General features: G+C 49.3%; 25 protein-coding genes. 5 read left to right on the plus strand and 20 right to left on the minus strand.

Going from position 1 to position 22,366, the window contains the following annotated elements; translation table 11 throughout:
* Nucleotides 1-198: 198 nt before the first annotated feature.
* The 3 genes from ABXT40_RS06240 to ABXT40_RS06250 are packed head-to-tail and all read left to right on the plus strand — an operon-like array spanning nt 199 to nt 1,628.
* Nucleotides 199-693 (plus strand): HoxN/HupN/NixA family nickel/cobalt transporter, encoded by a 495-nt coding sequence (locus tag ABXT40_RS06240; RefSeq protein ID WP_443644772.1) that lies wholly within the window; start codon nt 199-201, stop codon nt 691-693.
* Nucleotides 693-935: a hypothetical protein gene (locus ABXT40_RS06245; protein ID WP_443644773.1), complete on the plus strand. Its 243-nt coding sequence runs from the start codon at nt 693-695 to the stop codon at nt 933-935. Before ABXT40_RS06240 ends, ABXT40_RS06245 begins: the two co-directional genes overlap by 1 nt.
* 45 nt (nt 936-980) lie before the next feature.
* Entirely contained in the window at nt 981-1,628 is a 648-nt protein-coding gene (locus tag ABXT40_RS06250; RefSeq protein ID WP_443644774.1) for a TIGR02466 family protein, read from the plus strand.
* A 25-nt stretch (nt 1,629-1,653) separates the two neighbouring features.
* Here ABXT40_RS06250 and moaE read toward each other — a convergent pair whose 3' ends face one another.
* The 5 genes from moaE to ABXT40_RS06275 form a co-directional block, all read right to left on the minus strand.
* Nucleotides 1,654-2,106 (minus strand): molybdopterin synthase catalytic subunit MoaE, encoded by a 453-nt coding sequence (gene moaE, locus ABXT40_RS06255; protein WP_443644775.1) that lies wholly within the window; start codon nt 2,104-2,106, stop codon nt 1,654-1,656.
* A 24-nt stretch (nt 2,107-2,130) separates the two neighbouring features.
* Nucleotides 2,131-3,366 (minus strand): molybdopterin molybdotransferase MoeA, encoded by a 1,236-nt coding sequence (locus ABXT40_RS06260; protein ID WP_443644776.1) that lies wholly within the window; start codon nt 3,364-3,366, stop codon nt 2,131-2,133.
* 4 nt (nt 3,367-3,370) lie between these two features.
* Nucleotides 3,371-3,913, minus strand: coding sequence for a molybdopterin-guanine dinucleotide biosynthesis protein B (gene mobB / locus ABXT40_RS06265; RefSeq protein WP_443644777.1), 543 nt, complete (start codon nt 3,911-3,913; stop codon nt 3,371-3,373).
* Between the two features lie 3 nt (nt 3,914-3,916).
* The gene (gene moaA, locus ABXT40_RS06270) at nt 3,917-4,921 is read right to left on the minus strand and encodes a GTP 3',8-cyclase MoaA (RefSeq protein WP_443644778.1); all 1,005 of its coding nucleotides are present in this window, start codon (nt 4,919-4,921) and stop codon (nt 3,917-3,919) included.
* Between the two features lie 141 nt (nt 4,922-5,062).
* Nucleotides 5,063-5,803, minus strand: a complete 741-nt coding sequence (locus tag ABXT40_RS06275) for a S1C family serine protease (protein ID WP_443644779.1) — start codon at nt 5,801-5,803, stop codon at nt 5,063-5,065.
* A 70-nt stretch (nt 5,804-5,873) separates the two neighbouring features.
* Between ABXT40_RS06275 and ABXT40_RS06280 the strand changes: the two genes are divergently transcribed.
* Nucleotides 5,874-7,226, plus strand: a complete 1,353-nt coding sequence (locus ABXT40_RS06280) for a S8 family peptidase (protein WP_443644780.1) — start codon at nt 5,874-5,876, stop codon at nt 7,224-7,226.
* Here ABXT40_RS06280 and ABXT40_RS06285 read toward each other — a convergent pair.
* The 10 genes from ABXT40_RS06285 to ABXT40_RS06330 form a co-directional block, all read right to left on the minus strand.
* Entirely contained in the window at nt 7,223-7,360 is a 138-nt protein-coding gene (locus ABXT40_RS06285) for a hypothetical protein (RefSeq protein ID WP_443644781.1), read from the minus strand. The two genes, ABXT40_RS06280 and ABXT40_RS06285, sit on opposite strands and share 4 nt — an antisense overlap.
* A 56-nt stretch (nt 7,361-7,416) precedes the next feature.
* Complete coding sequence (locus ABXT40_RS06290; protein WP_443644782.1) at nt 7,417-8,709, minus strand: c-type cytochrome; 1,293 nt, start codon at nt 8,707-8,709, stop codon at nt 7,417-7,419.
* A 109-nt stretch (nt 8,710-8,818) separates the two neighbouring features.
* Nucleotides 8,819-9,874 carry a formate dehydrogenase subunit gamma gene (locus tag ABXT40_RS06295; protein WP_443644783.1) on the minus strand — a complete coding sequence of 352 codons (1,056 nt, stop codon included), beginning with the start codon at nt 9,872-9,874 and terminating at the stop codon, nt 8,819-8,821.
* A gap of 33 nt (nt 9,875-9,907) precedes the next feature.
* Entirely contained in the window at nt 9,908-10,108 is a 201-nt protein-coding gene (locus ABXT40_RS06300) for a hypothetical protein (RefSeq protein WP_443644784.1), read from the minus strand.
* Between the two features lie 119 nt (nt 10,109-10,227).
* Nucleotides 10,228-10,818 (minus strand): formate dehydrogenase FDH3 subunit beta, encoded by a 591-nt coding sequence (gene fdh3B, locus ABXT40_RS06305; RefSeq protein ID WP_443644785.1) that lies wholly within the window; start codon nt 10,816-10,818, stop codon nt 10,228-10,230.
* Nucleotides 10,819-10,829: 11 nt separating this feature from the next.
* On the minus strand, nt 10,830-13,721 hold the full coding sequence (locus ABXT40_RS06310; protein ID WP_443644786.1) for a formate dehydrogenase subunit alpha: 2,892 nt from the start codon (nt 13,719-13,721) through the stop codon (nt 10,830-10,832).
* Between the two features lie 31 nt (nt 13,722-13,752).
* Nucleotides 13,753-13,950 (minus strand): twin-arginine translocation signal domain-containing protein, encoded by a 198-nt coding sequence (locus ABXT40_RS06315; RefSeq protein ID WP_443644787.1) that lies wholly within the window; start codon nt 13,948-13,950, stop codon nt 13,753-13,755.
* Nucleotides 13,951-14,009: 59 nt separating this feature from the next.
* Nucleotides 14,010-14,624, minus strand: coding sequence for a TorD/DmsD family molecular chaperone (locus ABXT40_RS06320; RefSeq protein ID WP_443644788.1), 615 nt, complete (start codon nt 14,622-14,624; stop codon nt 14,010-14,012).
* Between the two features lie 148 nt (nt 14,625-14,772).
* Nucleotides 14,773-15,687, minus strand: coding sequence for a DUF3306 domain-containing protein (locus ABXT40_RS06325; protein ID WP_443644789.1), 915 nt, complete (start codon nt 15,685-15,687; stop codon nt 14,773-14,775).
* Between the two features lie 68 nt (nt 15,688-15,755).
* Entirely contained in the window at nt 15,756-16,394 is a 639-nt protein-coding gene (locus ABXT40_RS06330) for a DUF3305 domain-containing protein (protein WP_443644790.1), read from the minus strand.
* Nucleotides 16,395-16,558: 164 nt separating this feature from the next.
* On the opposite strand from ABXT40_RS06330, the gene ABXT40_RS06335 reads away from it, so the two are divergent.
* Nucleotides 16,559-18,589, plus strand: coding sequence for a 4Fe-4S dicluster domain-containing protein (locus tag ABXT40_RS06335; RefSeq protein ID WP_443644791.1), 2,031 nt, complete (start codon nt 16,559-16,561; stop codon nt 18,587-18,589).
* A gap of 75 nt (nt 18,590-18,664) precedes the next feature.
* Here ABXT40_RS06335 and ABXT40_RS06340 read toward each other — a convergent pair whose 3' ends face one another.
* The 5 genes from ABXT40_RS06340 to ABXT40_RS06360 are packed head-to-tail and all read right to left on the minus strand — an operon-like array spanning nt 18,665 to nt 22,344.
* Nucleotides 18,665-19,654 (minus strand): DUF6352 family protein, encoded by a 990-nt coding sequence (locus ABXT40_RS06340; protein ID WP_443644792.1) that lies wholly within the window; start codon nt 19,652-19,654, stop codon nt 18,665-18,667.
* 41 nt (nt 19,655-19,695) lie between these two features.
* The gene (locus ABXT40_RS06345) at nt 19,696-20,217 is read right to left on the minus strand and encodes a DUF6505 family protein (protein WP_443644793.1); all 522 of its coding nucleotides are present in this window, start codon (nt 20,215-20,217) and stop codon (nt 19,696-19,698) included.
* A gap of 40 nt (nt 20,218-20,257) precedes the next feature.
* Entirely contained in the window at nt 20,258-21,031 is a 774-nt protein-coding gene (locus ABXT40_RS06350; RefSeq protein WP_443644794.1) for a biotin/lipoate--protein ligase family protein, read from the minus strand.
* Nucleotides 21,028-22,116, minus strand: coding sequence for an Mrp/NBP35 family ATP-binding protein (locus tag ABXT40_RS06355; RefSeq protein WP_443644795.1), 1,089 nt, complete (start codon nt 22,114-22,116; stop codon nt 21,028-21,030). Before ABXT40_RS06355 ends, ABXT40_RS06350 begins: the two co-directional genes overlap by 4 nt.
* Nucleotides 22,117-22,344, minus strand: coding sequence for a DUF6494 family protein (locus ABXT40_RS06360; RefSeq protein ID WP_443644796.1), 228 nt, complete (start codon nt 22,342-22,344; stop codon nt 22,117-22,119).
* Between the last annotated feature and the right edge of the window lie 22 nt (nt 22,345-22,366).

Consider the following 22,366-nt stretch of genomic DNA (forward strand, 5'->3'; position numbering starts at 1 on the left):
GGAAAGATCCGTTTGTTCTTAACCCTCATAGTGACAGCTAAATCATAAATTTGGCAACCAGCAATCATGGCGAAAAGACATGAATAAATCAGTTTGAAACGCAAAATCAGGAAATTTTTGAATAAGTGTTCAACGCGGCTTCAAATTCGTGATATTGGATCACCTTTGATATCTGTTCCAGCCTAGGCGTTGCAATCAATGGAAATTTTCGGCCTTATGTCGCTTGGTCTGTTTTTGGGCATGACACATGCTATGGGTGCGGATCATATTGCCGCCGTTTCGGCCATGTGGAACCGTCAGGGCGGCAAGCATGGATTAATGCGGCGGGGGCTTTACTGGGGTGCTGGTCATGGTATTGCGCTTTTGGCACTTTGCGCGGTTCTGTTGTCAACTGGGCAGGCTTTAAGCGAACAGAAGCAGGCCTTGCTGGAACTAGGTGCCAGTTTGCTGATTCTATATCTTGGCGTGCAATTGATCTGGCAGATGTATCGTCGCCGTATCCATATTCATATCCATGAACATGATGGCAAACGCCATTTGCATATGCACAGCCATTTGAATGATCACCCTAAACCTAACGCAACCATACCGCATGATGAATTGGCGCATGATCACAAACATGCGACCAAAAGCCCATTTCTGGCACTGGTGGTCGGCCTTGCGCACGGGGCAGCAGGGTCTCAGGCAGTTTGATGGTTCTTGCCGTCACAGCAACGCAATCCATTACGCTTTCGTTCATTTATGTGATTTTATTCTGTATTGGCGCCTTGGTGGGTATGGGGTTACTTACCATTGTCGTTGCCATGCCATTGTCGCTTGCCGGCACGCGAGGCGCTGTTTTTGGCAATCTGTTTTCGGCGATAACAGCTTGTCTCTGCCTGTGGACTGGTGGCACAATTGCCGTTCAATGCCTTGCAAAACTGGGCGCCTATTAAACATCTTTCTGTTACTCAATCATCATCATCCGGAGCATCTAGATAATGTCACAATCAGAAAACACCCCCGGGAAACCAGAATTCAAACAGCTATGGCCGACACAATTCATGTCGCTAAGCCTTCCCGGTCATGACACGGCAAATCCGGTTCTGGCTGATCATTTATTGGAACAGAACATCGCCCGTGACGATATGACGGTTGATTACACTTCCGACAATTTATTCATGACCGACCATCCGGCCGTAATCTGGCTTCGGCAATGTTGTGATCGCGCCGTTTTGGATTATGCGCGTCATGCCGGTATTGATTATGACCTTGAATGGATTTTGCAAGGCTGGGCCAATGTGAATATGCGCGGCGATTATCACAATCTGCATAACCACCCCCATTCATGGCTGTCGGGCACCTATTATGTTTCTGTGCCCGATCAAAGCGATGCCGATACATTCCGGTCAGACTTGAATCCAAGTGCCATTAGCTTTTTCGACCCGCGCCCACAGGCCAATATGAATTCAATCCGTAATGATGGACAGGTCGATGCCGAACATCGACTTTTGCCAAAAAATGGTGATTTATTCTTATGGCCGGCCTTTTTGCATCATCTGGTTCATCCGAACATGGCGGAAATGCCGCGCATTTCGATATCTTTCAATGTCGTTTTGAAATGGAAAAACGACTATATCCCGCGATAAATTGGCATAGGCGGGCATGAAAGCCCTAGTCCAGCAGGTTCCAGCGATCAAGCGCTTTGCTGTCGGAATCACGCGCATCAACCCAGTTTGCGCCATCAGGCCCGTCTTCCAATTTCCAGAATGGTGCTTTGGTTTTTAGAAAATCCATAATGAAATTGGCACCGTCAAACGCTGCCGCGCGATGTGCCGAGGAACAGCCGACAAAAACGATATTTTCGGTTGGCAACATCCGGCCAACACGATGAATGACCGTGACCTTGGCCAAAGGCCAGCGTGATTTTGCCTGATCAATGATCACCTCAATTTCAGATTCGGTCATGCCTGGATAATGTTCAAGCGTCATTGCGTTCAACCCGCCACCATTTGGCAGATCGCGGACGGTTCCGGTAAAGGTGACAATTGCCCCAGCATCACGCGATTTCAGCTTTTCATGCTCAAGCGCAATATCAAAATCATCTTCGATTATTCTCACGCTCATTTTATCCCTCACCTAACGACCAGCCTAAAGGCCACGTTCATGAAATGGCAGAAAATTCAACATCAAGCCCTTGTCGACACCAGCATTTTCAAGCGGAATTTCAACAAGACCATCCGCGCCGGTCAATGATGAAATCACCCCTGCCCCTTTACGGCCATGAAGCTGTAGAACCTGCCCGTCACCATCATCAACAAGAGCAACCCGCAAAAATTCGGCACGGCCCGGTTTTTTGCGATGCGCAAATCCGGCTGGAACGCCAATCTTTAAAATCGGCTGGACAATACCACCCAAAAGACGCGTCAAAACCGGATTGATCAATAAGCGCGTGCAAACAAAAGCCGCAACCGGATTTCCGGGGAGACAAAAAATAAGCTGTTTTTCACGCCGCCCCACTGCCATTGGCCGCCCAGGCTTCATTGCCAACCGCCAAAATGCACAACTTGCCCCAATTTGGCGCATGGCCTGCTGGCTATGATCTTCAATACCGTCTGATGCACCGCCTGACGAAATGACAACATCAGCCATTCGCAAAGCCTGTTCATACGCATCAGCAAGCGCATCCAGCCGATCAGGAACGATACCACAATCAATCACCTCAATCTGGTTGCTTTGCAACATGGCTTTTAACATTGGGCGGTTCGCATCGAAAATTTGTCCATGCGCAGCGTCAGAACCAGCGGCCACAACTTCATCGCCGGTTGACAAAACGGCAACGCGAAGGCGGTGGGCAACCTCTATCTGCGCTGTCCCCGATGCAGCAAGCTGGCCTATCAAAGCTGGCGTAATCACCTGCCCCTTAGTGATAACAACCTCGCCTTTAGCCAGGTTTTCACCTGGCGGGCGCATATTGCTTGCCTTTGGTAATTTCCCCGCAATCAACACCTCATCACCGGTACGAGTGCAATCTTCATGCATGGCAACGCAATCGGGGCCAGACGGCATAATCGCGCCAGTGTAGATTTCAATGGCTTCGCCAGCGCAAATCACCCCATCAAAAGGATGTCCCGCCCGTGCCACACCAATAATTTTAAACGGTTTATCGGGTGCTGCGGCCAGTTCTGCCGAATCAACACCATAACCATCGACTGCGGCATTATGCGTTCGAGGCAAATCAATCAAGCTGGTAATGGTTTCAGCGGCGATCCGGCCACACGCATTATCAAGCGACAGGATTTCGGTCGCCGCAATCGCATCAATACTGGCAAGCAATTGGCTTCGTGCCAGATCAATGGGGATGGGGGCCGTCCGTTGGTTGGACATGGCCCTAGCTCGCCTGTTTCAACTTTGTTTGCACCAGAATAAAAGCCGCAATTCCGGAAACATCTTCAAGGTCGAAAAACGGTAATAGACATTCCGGAATCGGCTCATCACTTGCCAAGGCAATCACCAGATCATCATTTGGATAAAGCTGCGATTTGCCAATTGATGGCCGGTGAACTTCTATCTTTTCAATAGGATAGCTTTTAAAGCCTTCAACAAGAACCAAATCAGCCGGCGCCAATTGGTCAAGCAAAACGGATAGATCAGGCTCGCCTCTTTCGCCATGTTCAATGAAATGCGCCGACCGATAGGCCGATGACACTAGAACCTGCCGCGATCCTGCTTCGCGATGGCGATGGCTATCTTTTCCCGGATGATCAGCATCAAAATGATGATGCGCATGTTTAATCGTGGCAACATCAACCCCGCTAGCGCTGATATGGGAAATGATTTTTTCAACAAGCGTGGTTTTGCCTGAACCAGACCAGCCCGCAAACCCGAATATAGCGCCATGCCGACCGGGACGGATAAGACGCGCCTCAGTCATCGCCTAGCCTCCGGTTACATTCATATGCCGCGCAACTGCCGCATTTGGCGCGCGCCGGCTAATGACAAAATCATGCCCCTTTGGTTTACGGCCAATGGCTTCGATAATGGCATCGCGCAACCCGTCTTCGCCGCCATTGCGAAGCGCCTTGGCAAGATCAGCATTGTCATCCTGACCAAGACACATATAAAGCTGACCGGTACAAGTCACCCGAACACGGTTGCATGACTCACAAAAATTATGTGTCAGCGGTGTGATAAAGCCAAGACGGCGGCCGGTTTCTTCAACAGTCACATAGCGCGCTGGCCCGGGGGTTTGAAAATTATTATCGGTCAGGGTGAAACGTTTTGACAATTCGGCACGCACCTGTGACAGCGGCAGATATTGATCAACGCGGTTTTCATTGCCGATATCACCCATTGGCATAACCTCAATGATGGTCATGTCAAACCCTTGATCACCGGCCCATGCCACCATATTGCCAAGATCAAATTCATTAACGCCTTTTAGGGCAACCGCGTTTAGCTTGATCGCAAGTCCGGCACGTTTTGCCGCTTCAAGCCCCTCAAGAACATTATCAAGATCACCCCAACGGGTAATTTCACGAAACCGATCTGGATCAAGCGTATCAATTGAGATATTCAGCCGTTTAACGCCAGCATCAACAAGTTCATCCGCCATTTTATGCAACTGGCTGCCGTTTGTGGTGATGGTTAGCTCCTCAAGATTGCCTGCCTTGACCTCGCTACCAAGATTGCGGATCAGATGCATGATATTGCGGCGCACCAAAGGTTCGCCGCCGGTTAACCGAATTTTGCGTGTACCAAGAGCCATAAAGTTGCGGCAAACCTGTTCCAACTCTTCCAACGACAATAATTCGGCCTTCGGCAAAAAGGTCATATGTTCAGCCATGCAATAAACACAGCGGAAATCGCAACGATCAGTAACCGACACACGGATATAATCAACCGTCCGGCCAAATGGGTCGATAAGGGTTTTCGGCGGCATTACATTATCCATAATTCAACTATAACCTTTGTTCCCAAAGCCGACCATTAACCGGCTGTAAATTGTCGCATCAGAAAGAAGCCTTTCAGTATAGAGAGACTTGGCCACTGACGCTAGTCAGACCGTACAAGAATTTTTCGGCTAAAATTGAACCCCTACCTTTAATTGCGATGCCAAACTTTGCTGGATGAGCGGTACTGAAATGGCAAAATTCACCCCAGCGTCAATATCGGCTTCTTTGGTGAAAATTCCATCAATCAAACCGACCAACCGGCCTTGTGGATCAACCAAGGCTCCACCAGACATCCCCGGATTTACCGCCGCATCGGTCTGGATAAAATCTTCGATATCATTAAACCCGATATTGGAACGCTGCACCGCCGACACAATACCGCAGGTCATTCCTGTACCAAGACCAAAGCTGTTGCCAAGCGCGCAAACATGGCTTCCGATCAAGGGCTCATCTTGCCGAACTGCAATGCCGGTGCCGATCAGTTCGGTTCGTAGGATGGCAATGTCACGTCTTGTGTCAATTGCATGAATTATTGCCGTGGCAACATTTCCAGAAAAATCAATGATTTCAATGGATTTTGCAGCAGTCACAACATGAGCAGCGGTGATGATAAAGATTGATTCTTTCGCGCCATCAATGCTGAAATAAATACCACTTCCAGCTGGTGCTGTTCCTTTTGGCGCGCCAAATCCCCGGCGGTCATATCCTGGCCAAACCGGATTAACCACCACAACAGATTTTTGGGCTTGTGCCCATGTCTGTTCGCCATGCTCTGCCTTGGCAGCATTGCCAAACAGGCCTAGAATGGTGGCTATGAGGGCAAAGATAATCTGCCGTTGAAAGTTTGTATCTATCAGGTAATTTACCATCGAGGTTCCTATCAAACGATCAAAGCCAAAAAATCATTTATCGCCACGTTTCAAGACCAGCTATTTTCGCATGATCCGTATTGTTTTCGGTTCTATTGCCGCCAGCCTGTTGATGATTGCCCCTGTTCAAAATGTCGCAGCAAAGCAACCATCCAACATGCATAGCTTTGCACAATTTTGCCGCGATTTGCAGGCAAAAGACGATTTCACCGCGAATCCGAGCGAAGTTCACAAATTTGCCACTGAATTTGCCACCAAAAACCAATGGCGCTTTGATCGTCATCAGCTTGGTCAGCGCGGCCCCGCAACCCGCTTGCAATTCACCTTTCAAACCGATCAAAAAATGATGGCAAAACTGTGGACTGTTTTCATATCGGGCAGATTGCGCGCAATGCGCGGCGAGATTTTACAAGACGAAACACCCCTTTCACTATCCGTGTTTACCCGCGATTGTACGATGATCGAAACACGGCAAATCAGCTATCTTGATGATGGCCGCATGCAATATGTGACGGTCAAAAGACATGATCAATCTGCTGATAAGATATGGATCAACCCGCCGTCAATACGGCCAAAAGCCCCCGCTAAATCAAAACCGAACCAGCATTTTCGGATTGGGCATATTGACTCAGGAATCGATTATCGGCGTCCCGCATTTCAGCGATATCTGATCTATGCCCCTTCCGGCGTCCTTGTCGCTCGCGATATGTGGGATGGGGATAATCTGCCATTTGATGCCAGCCTTGGCCAAAGCCCCTTTTACCCCCAAAGCCACGGAAGCTATGTTGTTGATATTCTCCACCAATCTGGGGTGGGGTTTCAGCTTTTACCACTGCGCTATCCTCGCCCTGATATGGCATTAATGGGTGATGCGGTGGATTGGTTAGCGGCGCAAAATGCCCGTATTGTGATGATGCCGCTTGGCAGTCAATCGCCTGACGACTGGACATATTTTTTCGCAGCAGCGAAACGTCATCCCGAAATTCTGTTTATCATTTCGGCCGGAAATAATGGCGTTGATCTTGGTGAAGCACCCACTTATCCGGCTGTAAATACGCTGGAAAATGCGATTACGGTCACCTCGACCATGCCCGATGGCAGGCTTGCTAATGGGTCAAATTTCGGAATAGCGGTCAACATTGGCTTGCCAGCTGAAAATTTACTGGCACGCGGTGTCAACGCGCAACAGCGTATGATGTCTGGAAGCAGCTTTGCTGTGCCAAAACTGACCGCTTATGCGATTTGTATTGCAAATGCAGCGAAGCCAAACCGCCTGAACGGGAAAGCCCTCGCCCAAGCGGTGAAAACCAGCCTGACCCCCGCTAAAACGGCAGCAGGCTATGGGCTGTTTCTATCGGATAGCAAGCTTGATACAACCTGCAATCCGTATCGGCAGGATGCAAAGGCTAAAATCAGAGGCTAGGAACCGTTGCCTGTCAGCCTTACATTATCACTTGAATAGACCGATGCTGTATCCATGCCTGTGCTAGTCAGCACATTATAGGCAACAAAGGCGATAATGATTGCAACAGCGCTGCTGATTAAAAACATTTTCATGTTAACTTCTCCATTACATGGCCATTGTCACTGCGACATAACGCCAAGGTGATTATCTATTTTTGTGTTGCAGATTGCAAGAACGTCACAAGATCTTCACGATCTTTGGCGTTTTTCATCCGCTGGATTGGCATTTTTGTTCCGGGCGTAACCTTGTCAGGCCCTTCTTCAAATAACCGGTTAATGGTTGCTGCACTCCAAACAATATCAGATGTTTGCAATGCTTTCGAATAGGGATAGCCCTCAAGCCCGCCAGCCTGCCGACCAAACACACCAAACAAACTCGGCCCTGCACGGCGCTTACCATCAGCCTTTAAAGTATGGCAAACACTGCATTTACGAGCAAATTGACGCTCACCGTTGCTAACTTCCTGTTTTGGGTGAAACCGGCGTGCTGGGCCGGGCTTTTCCAAAAATTCGGGGGGAAACTCGAAAATCGGCCAGCGTGTGATAAAATCATCAAGACCCGCAACCATCAGCGATTGCGCATCTGGCATAACAAGCAAGCTCCAAATCGGGCCATTGGCCGCATGGAAATCACGAATGACCGACCAGTCTTTGGTATCGGCAAGAAGCACCCGCCCCTTGGCATTGCCAAACCCCAAAAACCCTTCATCAGCATGATAAAAAATTGATAGAACCGGCACGCGTTCATCGCCAACGCGCAGCAATTCCGTCTGATCTGACATGCGCGAAACGCTCATCACACCATCGGATGATCCAAATGCAACAAGGTCACGCGCTTCATCAACGACAAATACCGAAACGCTCCAGCCATTTTTCACGACACTGCGAAGATATTCATCATTTGCCAACCGCCAATAGCGGATTTGGCCATCATATCCGGCGCTGTAAAGAAACTGGCTGTCATCGGAAAATTGAACCGCATTTACCGGCCCTTCGTGCCCTGTGATAAACCGGACACCCAATTCGGCCTTTTCCGGCCCTGAATCCAATGGCCAGATGCCAATTGATCCATCCCAACTGGCCGAGGCAAGCATGCTATTATCAGCCGAAAAGGCAAGATGAACGATTTTGCCTCTATGACCGCGAAGAATAATCGGCTCAGCCGATTTATCGGTTAATTTATCGGCGTTCCAGACAAGAACAAGACCATCATCACCGCCGGTGGCAAGCCATTTCCCATCAGGCGAAAACTGCGCTGTATTCAGCGCCGCTTCATGCCCGATTAAGGTCGATTTCTCGGCAATCTCTTCGGCTGACCATAACACCGCTGAATAGTCAAAACTGGCGGTGACAAAATGCTTTCCATCAGGCGAAAGTGCCAAATCACGAACCGGCCCACCATGCGCGGTGTAACGGTCAAAGGCAGATGCTGCGATTGGCATTAAACCAATCAAACCCAGACATAGGAACAGCCAGCCCAAAAATGAGCTGGCTGCTTTAAAGATGGAATAACAAGATGACATTGAACACCTAAGCGTCAATAGACATCAATTATTCAGCAGGCTTTGGGTTGGCTTTTTGATCTTCTTCTTCAACCCAAAGATTATGATGCTCTTTTGCCCAGTTACGATCAACCATACCTGAATTCATCGCATCAAGAGCACCTTCCATACCAACGGAACCGATATAGATATGCGCAACAATCATGGTCATAAGTCCAAGCGAGACCACACCATGCCAAAGCTGGTTCATCTGCTGTTCTTGAAGTGCGGTGAAATCAGTTGGCAGATTGAATCCAATGCCGTTCAAAAGAGCAAATGTTTCAGCAAACATATTTGTCTGGAACGGAAACATCAGCGCAATGCCTGACATGCTGACAGATAGGCCACCGATCATGACAGCCCAAAAAATAATTTTCTGACCAGCATTGAATTTACGTGCTGGAGGGTGAACGCCTTTGGCAAAGATACCGCCGCCCATCGCCAACCATTTCAGGTCAAGTTTGTTTGGAATATTGTGGCGAACCCATAAAATAAACGACAGGCCCAAACCAAGCATAAAGGCAAAAGCCAGATAATTATGCGCATATTTGCCAAAGGTTGTGATGGTTGCAAAGGCGTCTTTGCCAATAACTGGCAAAAGAACATAGCGACCATAAAGCAAATTCAAGCCGGTTATTCCCAATACCACAAAAGACCCCGCCATTAACCAATGAGCGAACCGGTCAATCGTGCCAAAGCGGAGTATTCTTTCCTCTGATGGGCCTGCATCGATCCTTATACGGCCACGAACCATGTAAAAAACAACCAGTAAGCCAATTATGCCTGCTAGGCCGTAAGCCCCATAAATTGACAATGGTCCATTACGAAATGCACGCCAATTATCACCTTCTGACTGGATCATAATGGCTGATAATTCGTTTTTCATCTGTGTTGACCCAGCGTTACCAGTCCGCACAAAGCGCCACAAATCTGAGTCAGAATTTATTCCAAGCGTTGCACCTGGTACTTCACCACTTGTCTGCGCCACAACGGGCATAACAACCCCAGTAGTGCCGATAAACAATGTCGCGAGAATGGCCAAAACACCTAAATATTTGCGTAACATATTCCCCGGTCTCCATAGCTTTAAATCGCGCATTTATTTCACACGCTGAGCGTTTGAACGAATGATCAGCGTACGCAGCTGGTCTTCAGACAATTGCTGATCCACTTTACCTAGATAGGTTCCCTTTTGGTAGCTGAGAACCCGGTTCTGTTCTTCTTCAGCACAAGCTGACAGACCGGCGGCAACCGCAGTCAGCGCGAAGAGAACTAAAAATTTACGAGTGATTGCAATCATTTGCCCCTCACAAACCCCAGAAGCGGATCGCATATAGCTGCCCGGCATCTTGGGCGAAATTGATAGAAAAAGGGGTGGACCCCCATCAAGGGGGATCCACCAAATTTTATGATCGCTGATTAGCCCTTGATGGAATAGGCAGTACCCCATCCCCAAGCGCCAGATCCAAATCCACGGGCGACGATACGCTCACGGAAGATGTTAGAGACTTGGTCTCCATCACCTGCGAGCAGTGCCTTGGTTGAACACATTTCCGCACAAATTGGCAGCTTGCCTTCAGCCAGACGGTTACGTCCGTATTTCTGGAATTCCAGACTACTCATGTCTTCTTCTGGACCACCTGCGCAGAATGTACATTTGTCCATTTTGCCACGTGAACCATAGTTACCAGCCTGTGGATATTGCGGTGCCCCGAAAGGACATGCATAGAAGCAATAACCACAGCCAATGCAAAGATCCTTTGAATGCAAAACCACACCTTGTTCGGTCTGATAGAAACAATCAACAGGACAAACGGCCGTGCAAGGCGCGTCTGAACAATGCATACATGCAACAGAGATTGAGCGTTCGCCAGGCTTACCGTCTTGGATGGTAACCACCCTACGACGATTTACACCCCACGGCACCTCATGCTCGTTCTTACATGCAGTAACACAGGCGTTACATTCGATACAGCGTTCTGCATCACATAGAAATTTCATTCTTGCCATGTGTACCTCCCTTATACGCGTTCAATTGTGCAGAGCGAACATTTCGTTTCCTGCATCAATGTCACTGAGTCATAACCATAAGTGAACGCTGTGTTGGCTGATTCACCAAGTACAAAAGGATCGGAACCCTCAGGATACTTGGAACGAAGATCCTTACCCTCAAGATGTCCACCAAAGTGGAATGGCAAGAAGGCAACACCCTTAGCAACACGCTCAGTAACCTGAGCCATCACCTTGATCTGCGCACCTTCAGGTGTTTTAACCCACACCATATCTCCGTCACGGATATTCTTTCCGTTGGCATCGAATGGATTCATCTCAACAAACATGTCCTGCTGCAATTCTGCAAGCCATGGGTTTGAACGGGTTTCGTCACCACCACCTTCATATTCGACAAGACGACCAGAGGTCAAAATCATCGGATAAGCAGCCGTGTGGTCTACATCCTGGATCGACTTATACAAAGTCGGCAGACGATATAGCTTACGGTCTGAATAGGTTGGATAATCGGCGACGAGATCACGACGTGATGTGTACAAAGGCTCACGATGTAGCGGAATTGGATCTGGGAATGTCCAGACCTTTACCCGTGCTTTCGCGTTACCAAATGGCGCACAACCATGCTTGATCGCAACCCGCTGGATACCACCTGAAAGGTCAACCTTCCAGTTAGTCTTGTCACCAGCGACTTTTTCGATTGCCGAACGCTCATCTGCGGTAAGGTCGCCGTCCCAGCCGAGCTTTTTCAGCATACCCATAGTAAACTCTGGGTAACCGTCCTTGATTTCGGACCCAACAGGATAGGAACCTTCAGCCAACAGGTTGTTGCCTTCATGCTCCACACCGAAACGGGCGCGGAAACACAGACCACCTTCAGCTACGGGCTTTGAGGTGTCATACAACAAAGGTGTTCCTGGATGGCCCATCTCTGCAGTACCCCAGCAAGGCCAAGGCAGACCGTAATATTCACCGTCGAGCTCGCCACCTACGGCCTGCAGTGATGTTCTGTCGAACACGTGCTGGTTAGCCATATGCGCTTTCAAACGCTCTGGTGACTGGCCAGTGTAACCGATTGTCCACATTCCACCGTTAAATTCACGGGTCACGTCTTCAATCAACGGTTCATCATTGGTCACTTTGATCTTACGGAACATTTGGTCAGCAAAGCCAAGTTTCTTGGCAAACTTATAAATGATTGTATGATCAGGAAGTGAGTCGAATGAAGGCTCGATGACCTTTTCCCGCCACTGAAGTGAACGATTTGACGCAGTTACAGACCCATAGGTTTCGAACTGTGTCGTTGCTGGCAGCAGGTAAACACCATCTGTACGATCAGACAAGACAGCAGAAACAGTTGGATATGGATCAACCACGACCATCAGATCGAGTTTTTCCATTGCCGTCTTCATTTCCTTCATACGTGTCTGTGAGTTTGGAGCATGACCCCAGAACACCATCGCACGTAGATTGTCTGGCTGATCAATGTTTTCTTTGTCTTCAAGAACACCGTCAATCCAGCGCGACACAGGAATGCCACTTGAATTCATAAGGTTCTTAGACTTGCCGTCTTTACCCTTGATTGATGCAAAGCGGCCTTTCAGCCAATCAATATCCTCGCCCCAGACGCGCGCCCAATGCTTCCAGGCACCAGCTGACAGACCATAATAGCCAGGCAGTGAATGAGAAAGAACGCACATATCTGTGGCACCTTGAACATTATCATGGCCCCGGAAAATGTTTGCACCACCGCCGGCAGTACCCATATTTCCAAGTGCAAGCTGGAACGCACAATAAGCTCGGGTGTTGTTGTTCCCGTTTGTATGTTGCGTGCCTCCCATACACCAAATGAAGGTGCCTGGACGGTTATTTGCCATGATTTTGGCAACACGCTTTAGCTGCGAACCAGGAACACCGGTCACACGCTCAGTTTCAGCTGGATTCCATTTTTTGACTTCGGCAATAACATCTTCCATGCCGTAAACACGCTGGCGAATAAATTCTTTATCCTCCCATTTGTTATCAAAAATGTGCCACATGATGCCCCAAATAAGCGCAACATCTGAACCTGGACGGAAGCGAACATATTCATCAGCGTGGGCTGCTGTCCGCGTAAAGCGGGGATCACAAACAATCACAGGTGCATTGTTTTGTTCTTTTGCTTTTAGAACATGCATCAGCGAGACAGGGTGCGCTTCGGCAGGGTTACCACCAATAATGAAAATGGCTTTTGAATTGTGCATATCATTATAGGAGTTAGTCATCGCGCCATAGCCCCAGGTGTTCGCAACACCGGCAACTGTGGTTGAGTGACAAATACGAGCCTGATGGTCGCCGTTATTTGAACCCCAATAAGCATAGAGCTTGCGGAACAGATAAGCCTGTTCGTTATTGCTCTTTGCAGATCCAAGCCAATAAACTGAGTCAGGGCCAGATTTCTCGCGGATATCGAGCATCTGGTCGCCAATCTCATTAATGGCATCATCCCAGCTCATCCGTACCCATTTTCCACCAGTCAGCTTCATAGGGTATTTCAGGCGACGCTCGCCGCTTGCTGTTTCACGGACTGAAGAACCTTTAGCACAATGGGCGCCAAGATTGATTGGGCTATCCCAACCAGGCTCCTGCCCAGTCCAAACGCCATTTTGCACTTCAGCAATTACGGTACAACCGACCGAGCAATGAGTACAAACTGACTTTTTAATTACCGCAGCTGCTCCAGAAACTGAAGCCTTTGCCGGAGTCACATTTGACCCAACCAATGCTGCGGCGGTTGCCAAACCTCCAATAGCAAGACCTGAACCACGCAAAAATGCGCGGCGGTCAACAACCGTTTCGGCTGCCTTGCCAATGAAAGATGATGACTGGGGGCCTCTCGCAACCCCGGACGTCTTCTTTCTAAGCATGTTATCCTCCTAAAAAAACAAGAAAAGTTAATTAAAACCGTGCTGAAGCGTAAAAAGCTTTCACATGTTCCGTCTCGCGGTAGCCAGAACCTGACACCACTTCAACTTCGCCTGCTGATGCTGATTTACCCGCAACCGCTACCACACCGACAGCCGCAACAGATACTGCAGAACCCTTGAGGAAGTCACGACGACCTGCAACTGCATCTTTTTTGTTTGTATCTTCCATTTTTCCCTCCAAAAATGCGCCACACCTCATGCGTGACTCTATAAAACAGGAGCCTTACGCTACCCTGTTCCATCCATACTGAAAGCTTGGCTTTCAATCTCTAAAAAGGCAAGACCAATAGCGCCCACCGGCGCAAAAAACACTACAGTTTTTGCGGCCCCGATGTCGCGCATCAGCAAATCAGCCCAAGGTTCAATGTGCTTAAGGAAAAACGTCGCTTGCTCAGCGATTGAATAACGCCGCCCAAACCGGCCCCGAATCAAACCCGACATCATATCAAATAGGCTAGCGATATGATCCTCAGGTTCTTTCACTCCGTCAGCGCGCCGAATACCGATGGCATCCATGTCAGAACGCAGATTTGCCAGCGGCTTGTCATTCAAAAAACCAGTTAGGTAATACGACGCAAATGGCAGAATTTCACCGCGCCCGACACCAATAAACAACGACACATACTCGTTCCGTATCAGACCGTTATCAAGTGTTTTTGCCAGATGCGCCAAAGTAAGGCAAGCACTGCCGATTGGCGTCTTATCACCTTGCAAGAGCGCAACCTCAGCGATCAACTCGTCACTGGGCTCCTTGCGCAGCAAAGAGGCAATAAAGTCGTACATATCAGCGCGAAGAGCGTCTTCTTCGGCGATTTCAATCGGAGCAATATCTGCGTTTGTCATTCAACAATCCCAACTTTGTAAACAAAACGCTAACACATCAAAACCACCCCCGCAATCCAACAGTTCACATTTGGAAAGATTTTTTATAAATTTTGGAAACAATCTTTAAACAGACGTAAACCAAAGGAAGGTGACGGTTTGAACGGATCTATTTTTTCCGAAAATCCATCCTTGCTGGACGCCAAGCAGGAATATGATTTTGCTCAGTTTTTTCTTCGCTATTGATGCTTTCTTTCATTTGGGCATTGCAGCCAACGGGCGCTTGCAGCGCCTTAATATCAGCAGTGCCTTTTTCGAATGAAGCCGGCACGGCATCGTCAATATTAGCCGTATTCTTAACTAATTTACTCAAAACCACCTGACTTTCACCCAGCATTTTTGGTAACTCACCCTGGATCAGGACAGTTTCACCATCATTATTTTGCACCAAAAGGTTATCGGTGTCACTGGTTTCGGCTGTTTCACTTGCCTTTGCTTGATCAAGCTGGTCGACCGAATCATCGCCACGCTCATTTTCATCCTGCTGGCCGTCTACTTCACCCTCTTTGGTTTCGGAATCGCCCTCTTTGGCCTCAGTTTCCTCGTCTAGGGCATCAGCTTCTTCCGGCTCAACAACCTCTTTTGCATAGCCCTTGCCGACGGTGTAGGCGGTTTGCATGCCTTCGATGACGGTGGCGGCGTCGGTATAATCCTCACCATATTCAACCATATCATCAACAACACCGAATAGCGGATTCAGACGCCATAGACGTCGCAGCGCCATTTGCCGCACGCGCCCAGGCAAACCCTTACCGTTCAAAAACTGCTCAAGCACACTTTCTTCGGTAACCGCCTCAGGATCGGGAAGATCATATTTTTTTAGAAGTTCAGCATCGGTTAAAGCAGCGTCTTCCTCATCTTCGACGCCAGTATCTTCGGCGGTTTCGGGCGCTGGCACCTCATCTGGCACGTCTTCGCCTCTGGCTATCTGACTTTTGCGCGCTGACCAGCGCGACAAAAATCCACCCTCGCCGTCTTTGGCTTCTTCCTTGGCCTCAACATCATATTTCATGCGACGCGCCATTCACTTGACCCCATATTTTGATCTATTGAAAAATATAACCACTTTTGCGATGGCACCCTAGCATAGATCTAGTGATATTCATCACGGCTCTTGTGATCGGTTGGCACTTGAAACATGTCGCCGTCGCGGCGCAAGCGTGGATCAGCTCCACCAAGCTGGTCACGATCGACGCGCGCCTTGTCACGTTTGCGCTTTATAAATGGTTCCGGGTTGAAATGTATTTCAACAAACTCTTTTACAAAATCGGCAATCGGACCTTGCAAGGGTAGTTTTTCAACCTGATCTTCGCCGCAATCCTCATAATCTTGGATATTATAGGGTGACAAACTGATTTCAGCGAGATGAATATCGATATCATCATCACCTGAATAATTTTCATCTTCATTATGCCGCAAAACTGCATAAATCGCCGGTTCAGATGATGCCAAATTCTCTGCGTAGGCTTCAGCTTCGGCTCGATGCAGATCGAGCGATGCTTCAGCGGTAAAAAGTGCTTCACCAGCTTCATCACCCAAGGGCTGTCGCAAGCGCTGAAAATGAACATCATTACTTGGCGGTAATCCGTCTCCGGTGCTGAGCTCAAGGGGCACCAGATCATGGATTACCCAGCGATGTGATTGCCATTTATTGTCAATCGGCTGGCGTTCGATAATCAATCGAACCGCATAAAGAACATGCCGATTATCTGGCGAAATTACATTCGTCACGTTAAATAAACTCCCATCAATGCCCCCGACTATCCATCAAAATGATTATGTTTTGCAAGGTATATCGTTATACTTACTTGTCTTTAGCGCGATGTTAGCTAGGTTAGCGGAACAACTTGTATTCAAACAACCCTGACCACAATGCGAACAAAAGGTTTTTTTCGATGAATTTATCAGACGCCAAGGTCATGATTTGCAATTGCGATGGCACGATGACGCTCGACGGCACCAAACTGGCAAAAGCCTGCGGTGCCGAGGGTGGCTGCAAGGTCGCAACCTCACTTTGCCGGACAGAAACAGGCGATCTGGCCGCTGCCATGCGCGACGCCCGTGACGCGAATCAATCTTTGTTGATTGCCTGCACACAGGAAACATCAGTTTTTGACGCCATTGCCGAAGAAATTGAATGCCCCTCGCCTGCAACCGTCAATATCCGTGAGCGCGCTGGCTGGTCAGATGAGTCAGAAAGCAGCACCGCCAAAATTGCCGCTTTGATCAAGCAGGCAAGTGATCGCCAAACACCATCACGAAGCCTTGCGCTAAATTCTGACGGCCGCTGTTTAATTTATGCCGATATGGGTCGTCCGAACGGCGGTGCCGATGCTGCCATTGCGCTTGGCCAGAAATTAAATGGTCAATTGGGCGTTACCGTTATGATTGCCAATCCAACCGATGATCTATTTCCAACAAAGGACTGCGGCATCCTTGCAACGGGTAAAATCAAAAGCGCCAAAGGCCATTTCACGCATTTCGATTTAGTGGTTGACCAATTTGGCGCAGCCTTGCCATCAAGCCGTGACGCGCTTCAATTTGAAAATCGAGCAAATGATGTCGAAACAAGCTGCGATATTCTGATCGATTTAACCGGCGATACACCACTTTTCACCGGCTGGGAAAAACGCGACGGATATTTCCGCGCCGCTGGTGATGATATCAACGCGCTTGCCGCTATCGAAAGCGAAGCCGCGCAAATGATTGGCGGCTTTGAAAAGCCAATCTATGTGAATTTTGATGAAAATCTTTGCGCTCATTCGCGCAATAAAATTGGTGGCTGTTCACGTTGCCTTGATGTCTGCCCAGCCGGTGCCATTCAAAGCCTTGGCGATCATGTTGCAATTGATCCGGCCATTTGCGGTGGCTGCGGCCTTTGTGGCGCTGTCTGTCCATCGGGTGCGGCACAAACCGCCTACCCGCCTGCAGACGGGCTGTTAACCAGCATCGCCAACCTTCATGATTATTATCAGACAGCTGGGGGCAAAGCCCCAAGCCTGTTGCTTCATGATGATTCCTATGGCGCCGAAATGATTGAAACCATCGCCCGTTTTGGCCGCGGTTTACCAGCCAGCCTGCTACCTGTTTCGATGCATGCAATGGGCCGTGCTGGACATGATATTATGGTGGCCGCAATTGCGCTTGGTTATCAGCAGGTCTTTGTGCTGCTGAATCCGGTCAAAGATGTTGAAAATGCTCCACTTGTCGATCAGGCGACACTGGCAAGATCAATGCTTGCCGGTGTTAAGGCTGATGCCGATAACCGCATTATTCTTGTTGATGCTGTCGATCCTGACGCGGTTGCCGAAATCTTTTACAACAGCCCGTGTAAAAGCAGCGCCAAACCAGCGCCATTCAGCCCGATTGGTGCGCCGCGTTCGATGACACGGCTTGCCATGCGCGGCCTTGCCAACGCAAATGGTACGGCGGGAACCGTGATTGATTTGCCTTCTGGCGCGCCTTATGGTCGTGTTGAGATTGATACAGATAATTGTACGATCTGCCTGTCTTGTGTCAGCGCCTGCCCCGCTGGCGCGTTGCAGGATAATCCTGATGCACCGCAATTGCTGTTCCGTGAAGATGCATGTCTGCAATGCGGTATTTGCGTTGCAACCTGCCCTGAAAAAGTGATCGCGCTTATGCCGCAATTCAATCTTGCCGACAGCGCGATGGCAACCGAGCTGATTATTGAAGATACACCATTTGAATGCACATCCTGCGGCAAACCATTTGGCAGTTCGAAATCAATCGAGCGAGTGATCAGCAAGCTTGCCGATCACAGCATGTTTCAAGACAGCGCAAAGACCGACATCCTGAAAATGTGTGAGGATTGCCGTGTTGAGGCCATGTTCGAGCAGAAAGATAAAATGATGGAAATGCGCGATCGGCCAAAACCCCGCACGACTGACGATTACCTGAATTAATCAAGCCGTTAAATCTGCGGCAGGTTGGATTCGAAATCTGCCGCAGATCAGCCTTATATATATTCAAATATTAAATTAAGATGGATCGCTAACCGGCAGATTTACAAGCAAGTTCTGCGGTTTCATTCTTACGACCCCTGCCTCATCCATTGCCAGCCCAAGGTAAACCGGCTTACCCGCCATTTCAGCAACAAACCCGTTATCGGTTTCCAATTTGAAAAGACATAAAATGCGCCGCAATCTCGGCTCATCAACCTCGTCACCACGATACAGGTCATTCAGAATTTTGGTGGCTTCGGCATCAAGGCCAATATGCCATGACCAGGCTTCATCTTCGATTTTGACCATTGGCGAAACGCGAACCGCAAGCGGTAAAAAATGCGCAATCCATTTTTCTAAAACTCGCGCCAAACCATCAAGTGCTGGCTGGGTATAGGCGATGTCAATTGATGTGTTAAACAGGTCGGATCGTTCCCAATATTCATCAGCCGTTTCCGTTGCAAGAATATCAATTTGCACCTCATCATTCGCACTTGTTGGCTCAAGCGCCTTTTGCATGCCTGATTGCAGCTGCACTGTTGCGTGATCCGCAACCATGATACGCCCATCATCAAGCGTTACCACCTGATTGCGGAATAGAATCTCGGCTGCCCGCAATTGCAAGGGGTCAGTTTCGCAATCAAGAATATTACGAAGAATAATCTGCGCTATCTGTTCAAAAAACAGCGGTGGGATATTTGGCTGGGCATTGCGTGCCATTGCCATGTAGGCCGATTCCAAAGTCGGGTAATCTGCCAGAAAATTACGGAACCGCAAAACCGCCTGATAATTATGCACAACATCTTTATCAGCAATTTCAAACAAATCTGTTGGCACCACCGCAGCAAAAGGATCATCAACCAATTTCTTATGAAGCGCAATTTCAGCATCACATGACCCCTCTTCAGGGGCCACTTCTTCACGCATGAAATAGGCGCGCATAAAATCAGCGCTTGGCATCATATGCCCATGATCGTCACGAGTTGTTAAATGCCATCCAGAGGTAAGCCAAAAATCATTGCTCATTACGTTCTTAAACTCCATCAAGGCCCAATCACCGGTGCCTATTATTCCTGACCATGCGCATGTTCAGTGCTATCTGCTACGTCATCATCATCATCGACCATTGTCCATATTTTCTGTTCGGCACAGGATTCAGGCTTGGCAAGGCTGCGAAACGACTCGCGAATCCCTCCATCGCCAAGGCTGCGCTGGACCGCCAGCAAAGTGCCAGTTTTATGTTCAGCGCATAAATCTGCCATGAACTTGATCTCTTCAGTTACCGCGGCCATCGCCGCTGCTTCGTCAGGGGCACCAAACTCATTCATAAAAATCGAGCAAAGCCGTTTTTCAATCTTGCCAAGATCATCCGGCTTTACCGTGACAATGCTAACCAAGGTTGAGAAGCCCATTGAATCAAGCCCGAGAAACCCATTGCTAAACGCTTGTTTTACCTTGCCTTTAATATCTGTCTCGCCAATACCAGCAAAGCAGAAAGTGCCGACAAGCGCCCATTCGCCTTCATCGGCTGCCAGCGGAAACACATTCAGATCAGACGGGTCAAACCGGATGGTTTTTGCGAGTTTCATAGCTGGTTTACCAATTTCCTATCCACAACAGACCAGCCCCTTAGGGCAGAACTGGCGTGCCACAAACAGCTTCGAGTTCATGTGGCATAACCGATGACGCTTTTCCATCAAGTTTAACCAACGCGCCGCCATGTTCATCAAGACCAAGCCATTCAGCCTGTTCACCGCCAGCGAAATCGATTGGCGCGGATGCTTCTAGCCTCTGCATCCAACTGTCATAAAGCGGGCGGAAACCGTCATCTTGCCAGCGGTTTACCCAAGCCAGAAAATGCCGGCAGCTTGATTCAACCAAGCGGGTGCGCGAAATGAACCCGCCCCCTTCTTCGGCCATCGAGGTTTGTTCTGCGCCAGGGGTTTGCGACCATTCAGCCTGATCCTGTTCTTCGGCGGTCAAACGCACGTCAGCGCTGACAATCATCCAGTCAGGCACATCATCAGCGCCGGCTGCCGGATCAATCACCAGACGCACCAATCCGGCACGTCCACGATTTAACATCAAATAGCCCGGCAATTGATAGGTGACAGCAATTTCGGGTGGCGCCAGCGCGCCGATTGAGTCACCAAGCCCGATCATCATCGCAAACAGCATCTGGCCCGCTTGACGAACCGGCACGTCCGGCTCCAGCCGAACGGCAATCTGCATCCGATCGGCCCTTTCAGCGTAGAAAACAGTGCCAACTTCGGTAGTTGCGGCAACCGCAACAGCCTTGGCCAGCACATCCTGACCAGCCGGCACTTCAACGGCCCGAAGCAAAGGCGGCAATTGCGGCACAGTTGTCTGATCTGCTGGATCATCTTCGTAATATAATGTCATGCGCTTTCCTCATTGCGAAGGTCGGCGACCTCCATCAAACGTTTGGCAATGGTGCGATAGGTCTTTGCCTGTTCAGATCGCGGCTCGGCGACAACAATCGGTGTTCCTGAGTCTGATCCAACCCGCACCGCCATTGACAGGGGAATTTCCCCAAGCAGTTCAATACCACGTTTTTTCGCCTCACGCGCTGCGCCACCATCACCGAAAATATGGTCTTTACGACCACAATCTGGACAGCTCCAATGCGACATATTCTGCACCATTCCCAGAACCGGCACATTTGCCTTTTCGAACATGGTCAATGCTTTGACAACATCAAGAAGCGCAATATCCTGCGGCGTTGACACAATCACCGCGCCCGCCAGATTAACCTGTTGCGCCAATGATATCTGAATATCGCCAGTTCCGGGCGGCAAATCAATAATGATCACATCAAGCACGCCCCATGCAACCGAATCCAGCATTTGCGTTAGCGCGGACTGCACCATCGGCCCACGCCAGATCATCGCGGTGTCATCAGGCACCAACAGACCCATCGACATCAAATGCACGCCATAGCTTTCCAGCGGCTTTACCATGTCACCACCAGCCGAAGCCGGACGACCACTTACACCAAGCATACGCGGCTGTGACGGGCCATAGACATCGGCATCAAGCAAACCGACCCGCAACCCCTCTAGGCGCAAGGCAATGGCCAGATTTACCGCTGTTGTCGATTTGCCGACACCGCCCTTGCCCGATGCCACCGCAACAAAGCGGCGCACCTTGCTTTCAAGGATTTTTTCGGTCACTGGCCCATCATCTTCAGACAGGACGCTCATGCCCGCCTGATCGCCAGCATGCGCTGTAACCATCACCGTTGCGCTGGTCACACCTTCGATTTCCAGCGCTGCCTTTTCCGCGGCACGGCGCACCGGTTCCATTGCTGGCCCGCGATGCGCAGGCACCTGAAGGGCAAAGCTGATATTGCTGTTCTTGATTTGCAATCCGGTTACCATGCCAAGCGCAACAATATCACGCCCCTGCGACGGGTCCTGAACATCAGCAAGCGCCGCCAGAATCAGGTCTTGGGTCAATGCGGCCATTTATTCAGGTGCCACCAAATTTGCCGTAACGTCATGTGTGAATTGCAGATCAGCAATCTCAACACGTGCTGTTACCGCCAATTCTGCGCCAGCCGCAATTTTGCCATCGGCAACTGCTTTGGCAAGCGCGTCAGCCAATTCTTGATGTGCGGTAACGCCCAGCTGCTTTAAAAATTTCCGCATTGCCATTTCACTGGCTGTCATATCATCACGTTGTTCTTTGCTCATCGTCATTCCTATCATATTGGCC

The organism is Candidatus Ponderosibacter sp. Uisw_141_02 (genome assembly GCF_048087665.1).
GTDB lineage: Bacteria > Pseudomonadota > Alphaproteobacteria > Puniceispirillales > Puniceispirillaceae > UBA3439.

What these genes read in the sequence shown, in the direction of transcription:
- ABXT40_RS06240 (WP_443644772.1), top strand. Translation starts at nt 199, where the DNA reads ATGGAAATTTTCGGCCTTATGTCGCTTGGTCTGTTTTTGGGCATGACA.
- ABXT40_RS06245 (WP_443644773.1), top strand. Translation starts at nt 693, where the DNA reads ATGGTTCTTGCCGTCACAGCAACGCAATCCATTACGCTTTCGTTCATT.
- ABXT40_RS06250 (WP_443644774.1), top strand. Translation starts at nt 981, where the DNA reads ATGTCACAATCAGAAAACACCCCCGGGAAACCAGAATTCAAACAGCTA.
- moaE (WP_443644775.1), bottom strand. Translation starts at nt 2,106, where the DNA reads ATGAGCGTGAGAATAATCGAAGATGATTTTGATATTGCGCTTGAGCAT.
- ABXT40_RS06260 (WP_443644776.1), bottom strand. Translation starts at nt 3,366, where the DNA reads ATGTCCAACCAACGGACGGCCCCCATCCCCATTGATCTGGCACGAAGC.
- mobB (WP_443644777.1), bottom strand. Translation starts at nt 3,913, where the DNA reads ATGACTGAGGCGCGTCTTATCCGTCCCGGTCGGCATGGCGCTATATTC.
- moaA (WP_443644778.1), bottom strand. Translation starts at nt 4,921, where the DNA reads ATGCCGCCGAAAACCCTTATCGACCCATTTGGCCGGACGGTTGATTAT.
- ABXT40_RS06275 (WP_443644779.1), bottom strand. Translation starts at nt 5,803, where the DNA reads ATGGTAAATTACCTGATAGATACAAACTTTCAACGGCAGATTATCTTT.
- ABXT40_RS06280 (WP_443644780.1), top strand. Translation starts at nt 5,874, where the DNA reads ATGATCCGTATTGTTTTCGGTTCTATTGCCGCCAGCCTGTTGATGATT.
- ABXT40_RS06285 (WP_443644781.1), bottom strand. Translation starts at nt 7,360, where the DNA reads ATGAAAATGTTTTTAATCAGCAGCGCTGTTGCAATCATTATCGCCTTT.
- ABXT40_RS06290 (WP_443644782.1), bottom strand. Translation starts at nt 8,709, where the DNA reads ATGCCAATCGCAGCATCTGCCTTTGACCGTTACACCGCGCATGGTGGG.
- ABXT40_RS06295 (WP_443644783.1), bottom strand. Translation starts at nt 9,874, where the DNA reads ATGTTACGCAAATATTTAGGTGTTTTGGCCATTCTCGCGACATTGTTT.
- ABXT40_RS06300 (WP_443644784.1), bottom strand. Translation starts at nt 10,108, where the DNA reads ATGATTGCAATCACTCGTAAATTTTTAGTTCTCTTCGCGCTGACTGCG.
- fdh3B (WP_443644785.1), bottom strand. Translation starts at nt 10,818, where the DNA reads ATGGCAAGAATGAAATTTCTATGTGATGCAGAACGCTGTATCGAATGT.
- ABXT40_RS06310 (WP_443644786.1), bottom strand. Translation starts at nt 13,721, where the DNA reads ATGCTTAGAAAGAAGACGTCCGGGGTTGCGAGAGGCCCCCAGTCATCA.
- ABXT40_RS06315 (WP_443644787.1), bottom strand. Translation starts at nt 13,950, where the DNA reads ATGGAAGATACAAACAAAAAAGATGCAGTTGCAGGTCGTCGTGACTTC.
- ABXT40_RS06320 (WP_443644788.1), bottom strand. Translation starts at nt 14,624, where the DNA reads ATGACAAACGCAGATATTGCTCCGATTGAAATCGCCGAAGAAGACGCT.
- ABXT40_RS06325 (WP_443644789.1), bottom strand. Translation starts at nt 15,687, where the DNA reads ATGGCGCGTCGCATGAAATATGATGTTGAGGCCAAGGAAGAAGCCAAA.
- ABXT40_RS06335 (WP_443644791.1), top strand. Translation starts at nt 16,559, where the DNA reads ATGAATTTATCAGACGCCAAGGTCATGATTTGCAATTGCGATGGCACG.
- ABXT40_RS06340 (WP_443644792.1), bottom strand. Translation starts at nt 19,654, where the DNA reads ATGAGCAATGATTTTTGGCTTACCTCTGGATGGCATTTAACAACTCGT.
- ABXT40_RS06345 (WP_443644793.1), bottom strand. Translation starts at nt 20,217, where the DNA reads ATGAAACTCGCAAAAACCATCCGGTTTGACCCGTCTGATCTGAATGTG.
- ABXT40_RS06350 (WP_443644794.1), bottom strand. Translation starts at nt 21,031, where the DNA reads ATGACATTATATTACGAAGATGATCCAGCAGATCAGACAACTGTGCCG.
- ABXT40_RS06355 (WP_443644795.1), bottom strand. Translation starts at nt 22,116, where the DNA reads ATGGCCGCATTGACCCAAGACCTGATTCTGGCGGCGCTTGCTGATGTT.
- ABXT40_RS06360 (WP_443644796.1), bottom strand. Translation starts at nt 22,344, where the DNA reads ATGAGCAAAGAACAACGTGATGATATGACAGCCAGTGAAATGGCAATG.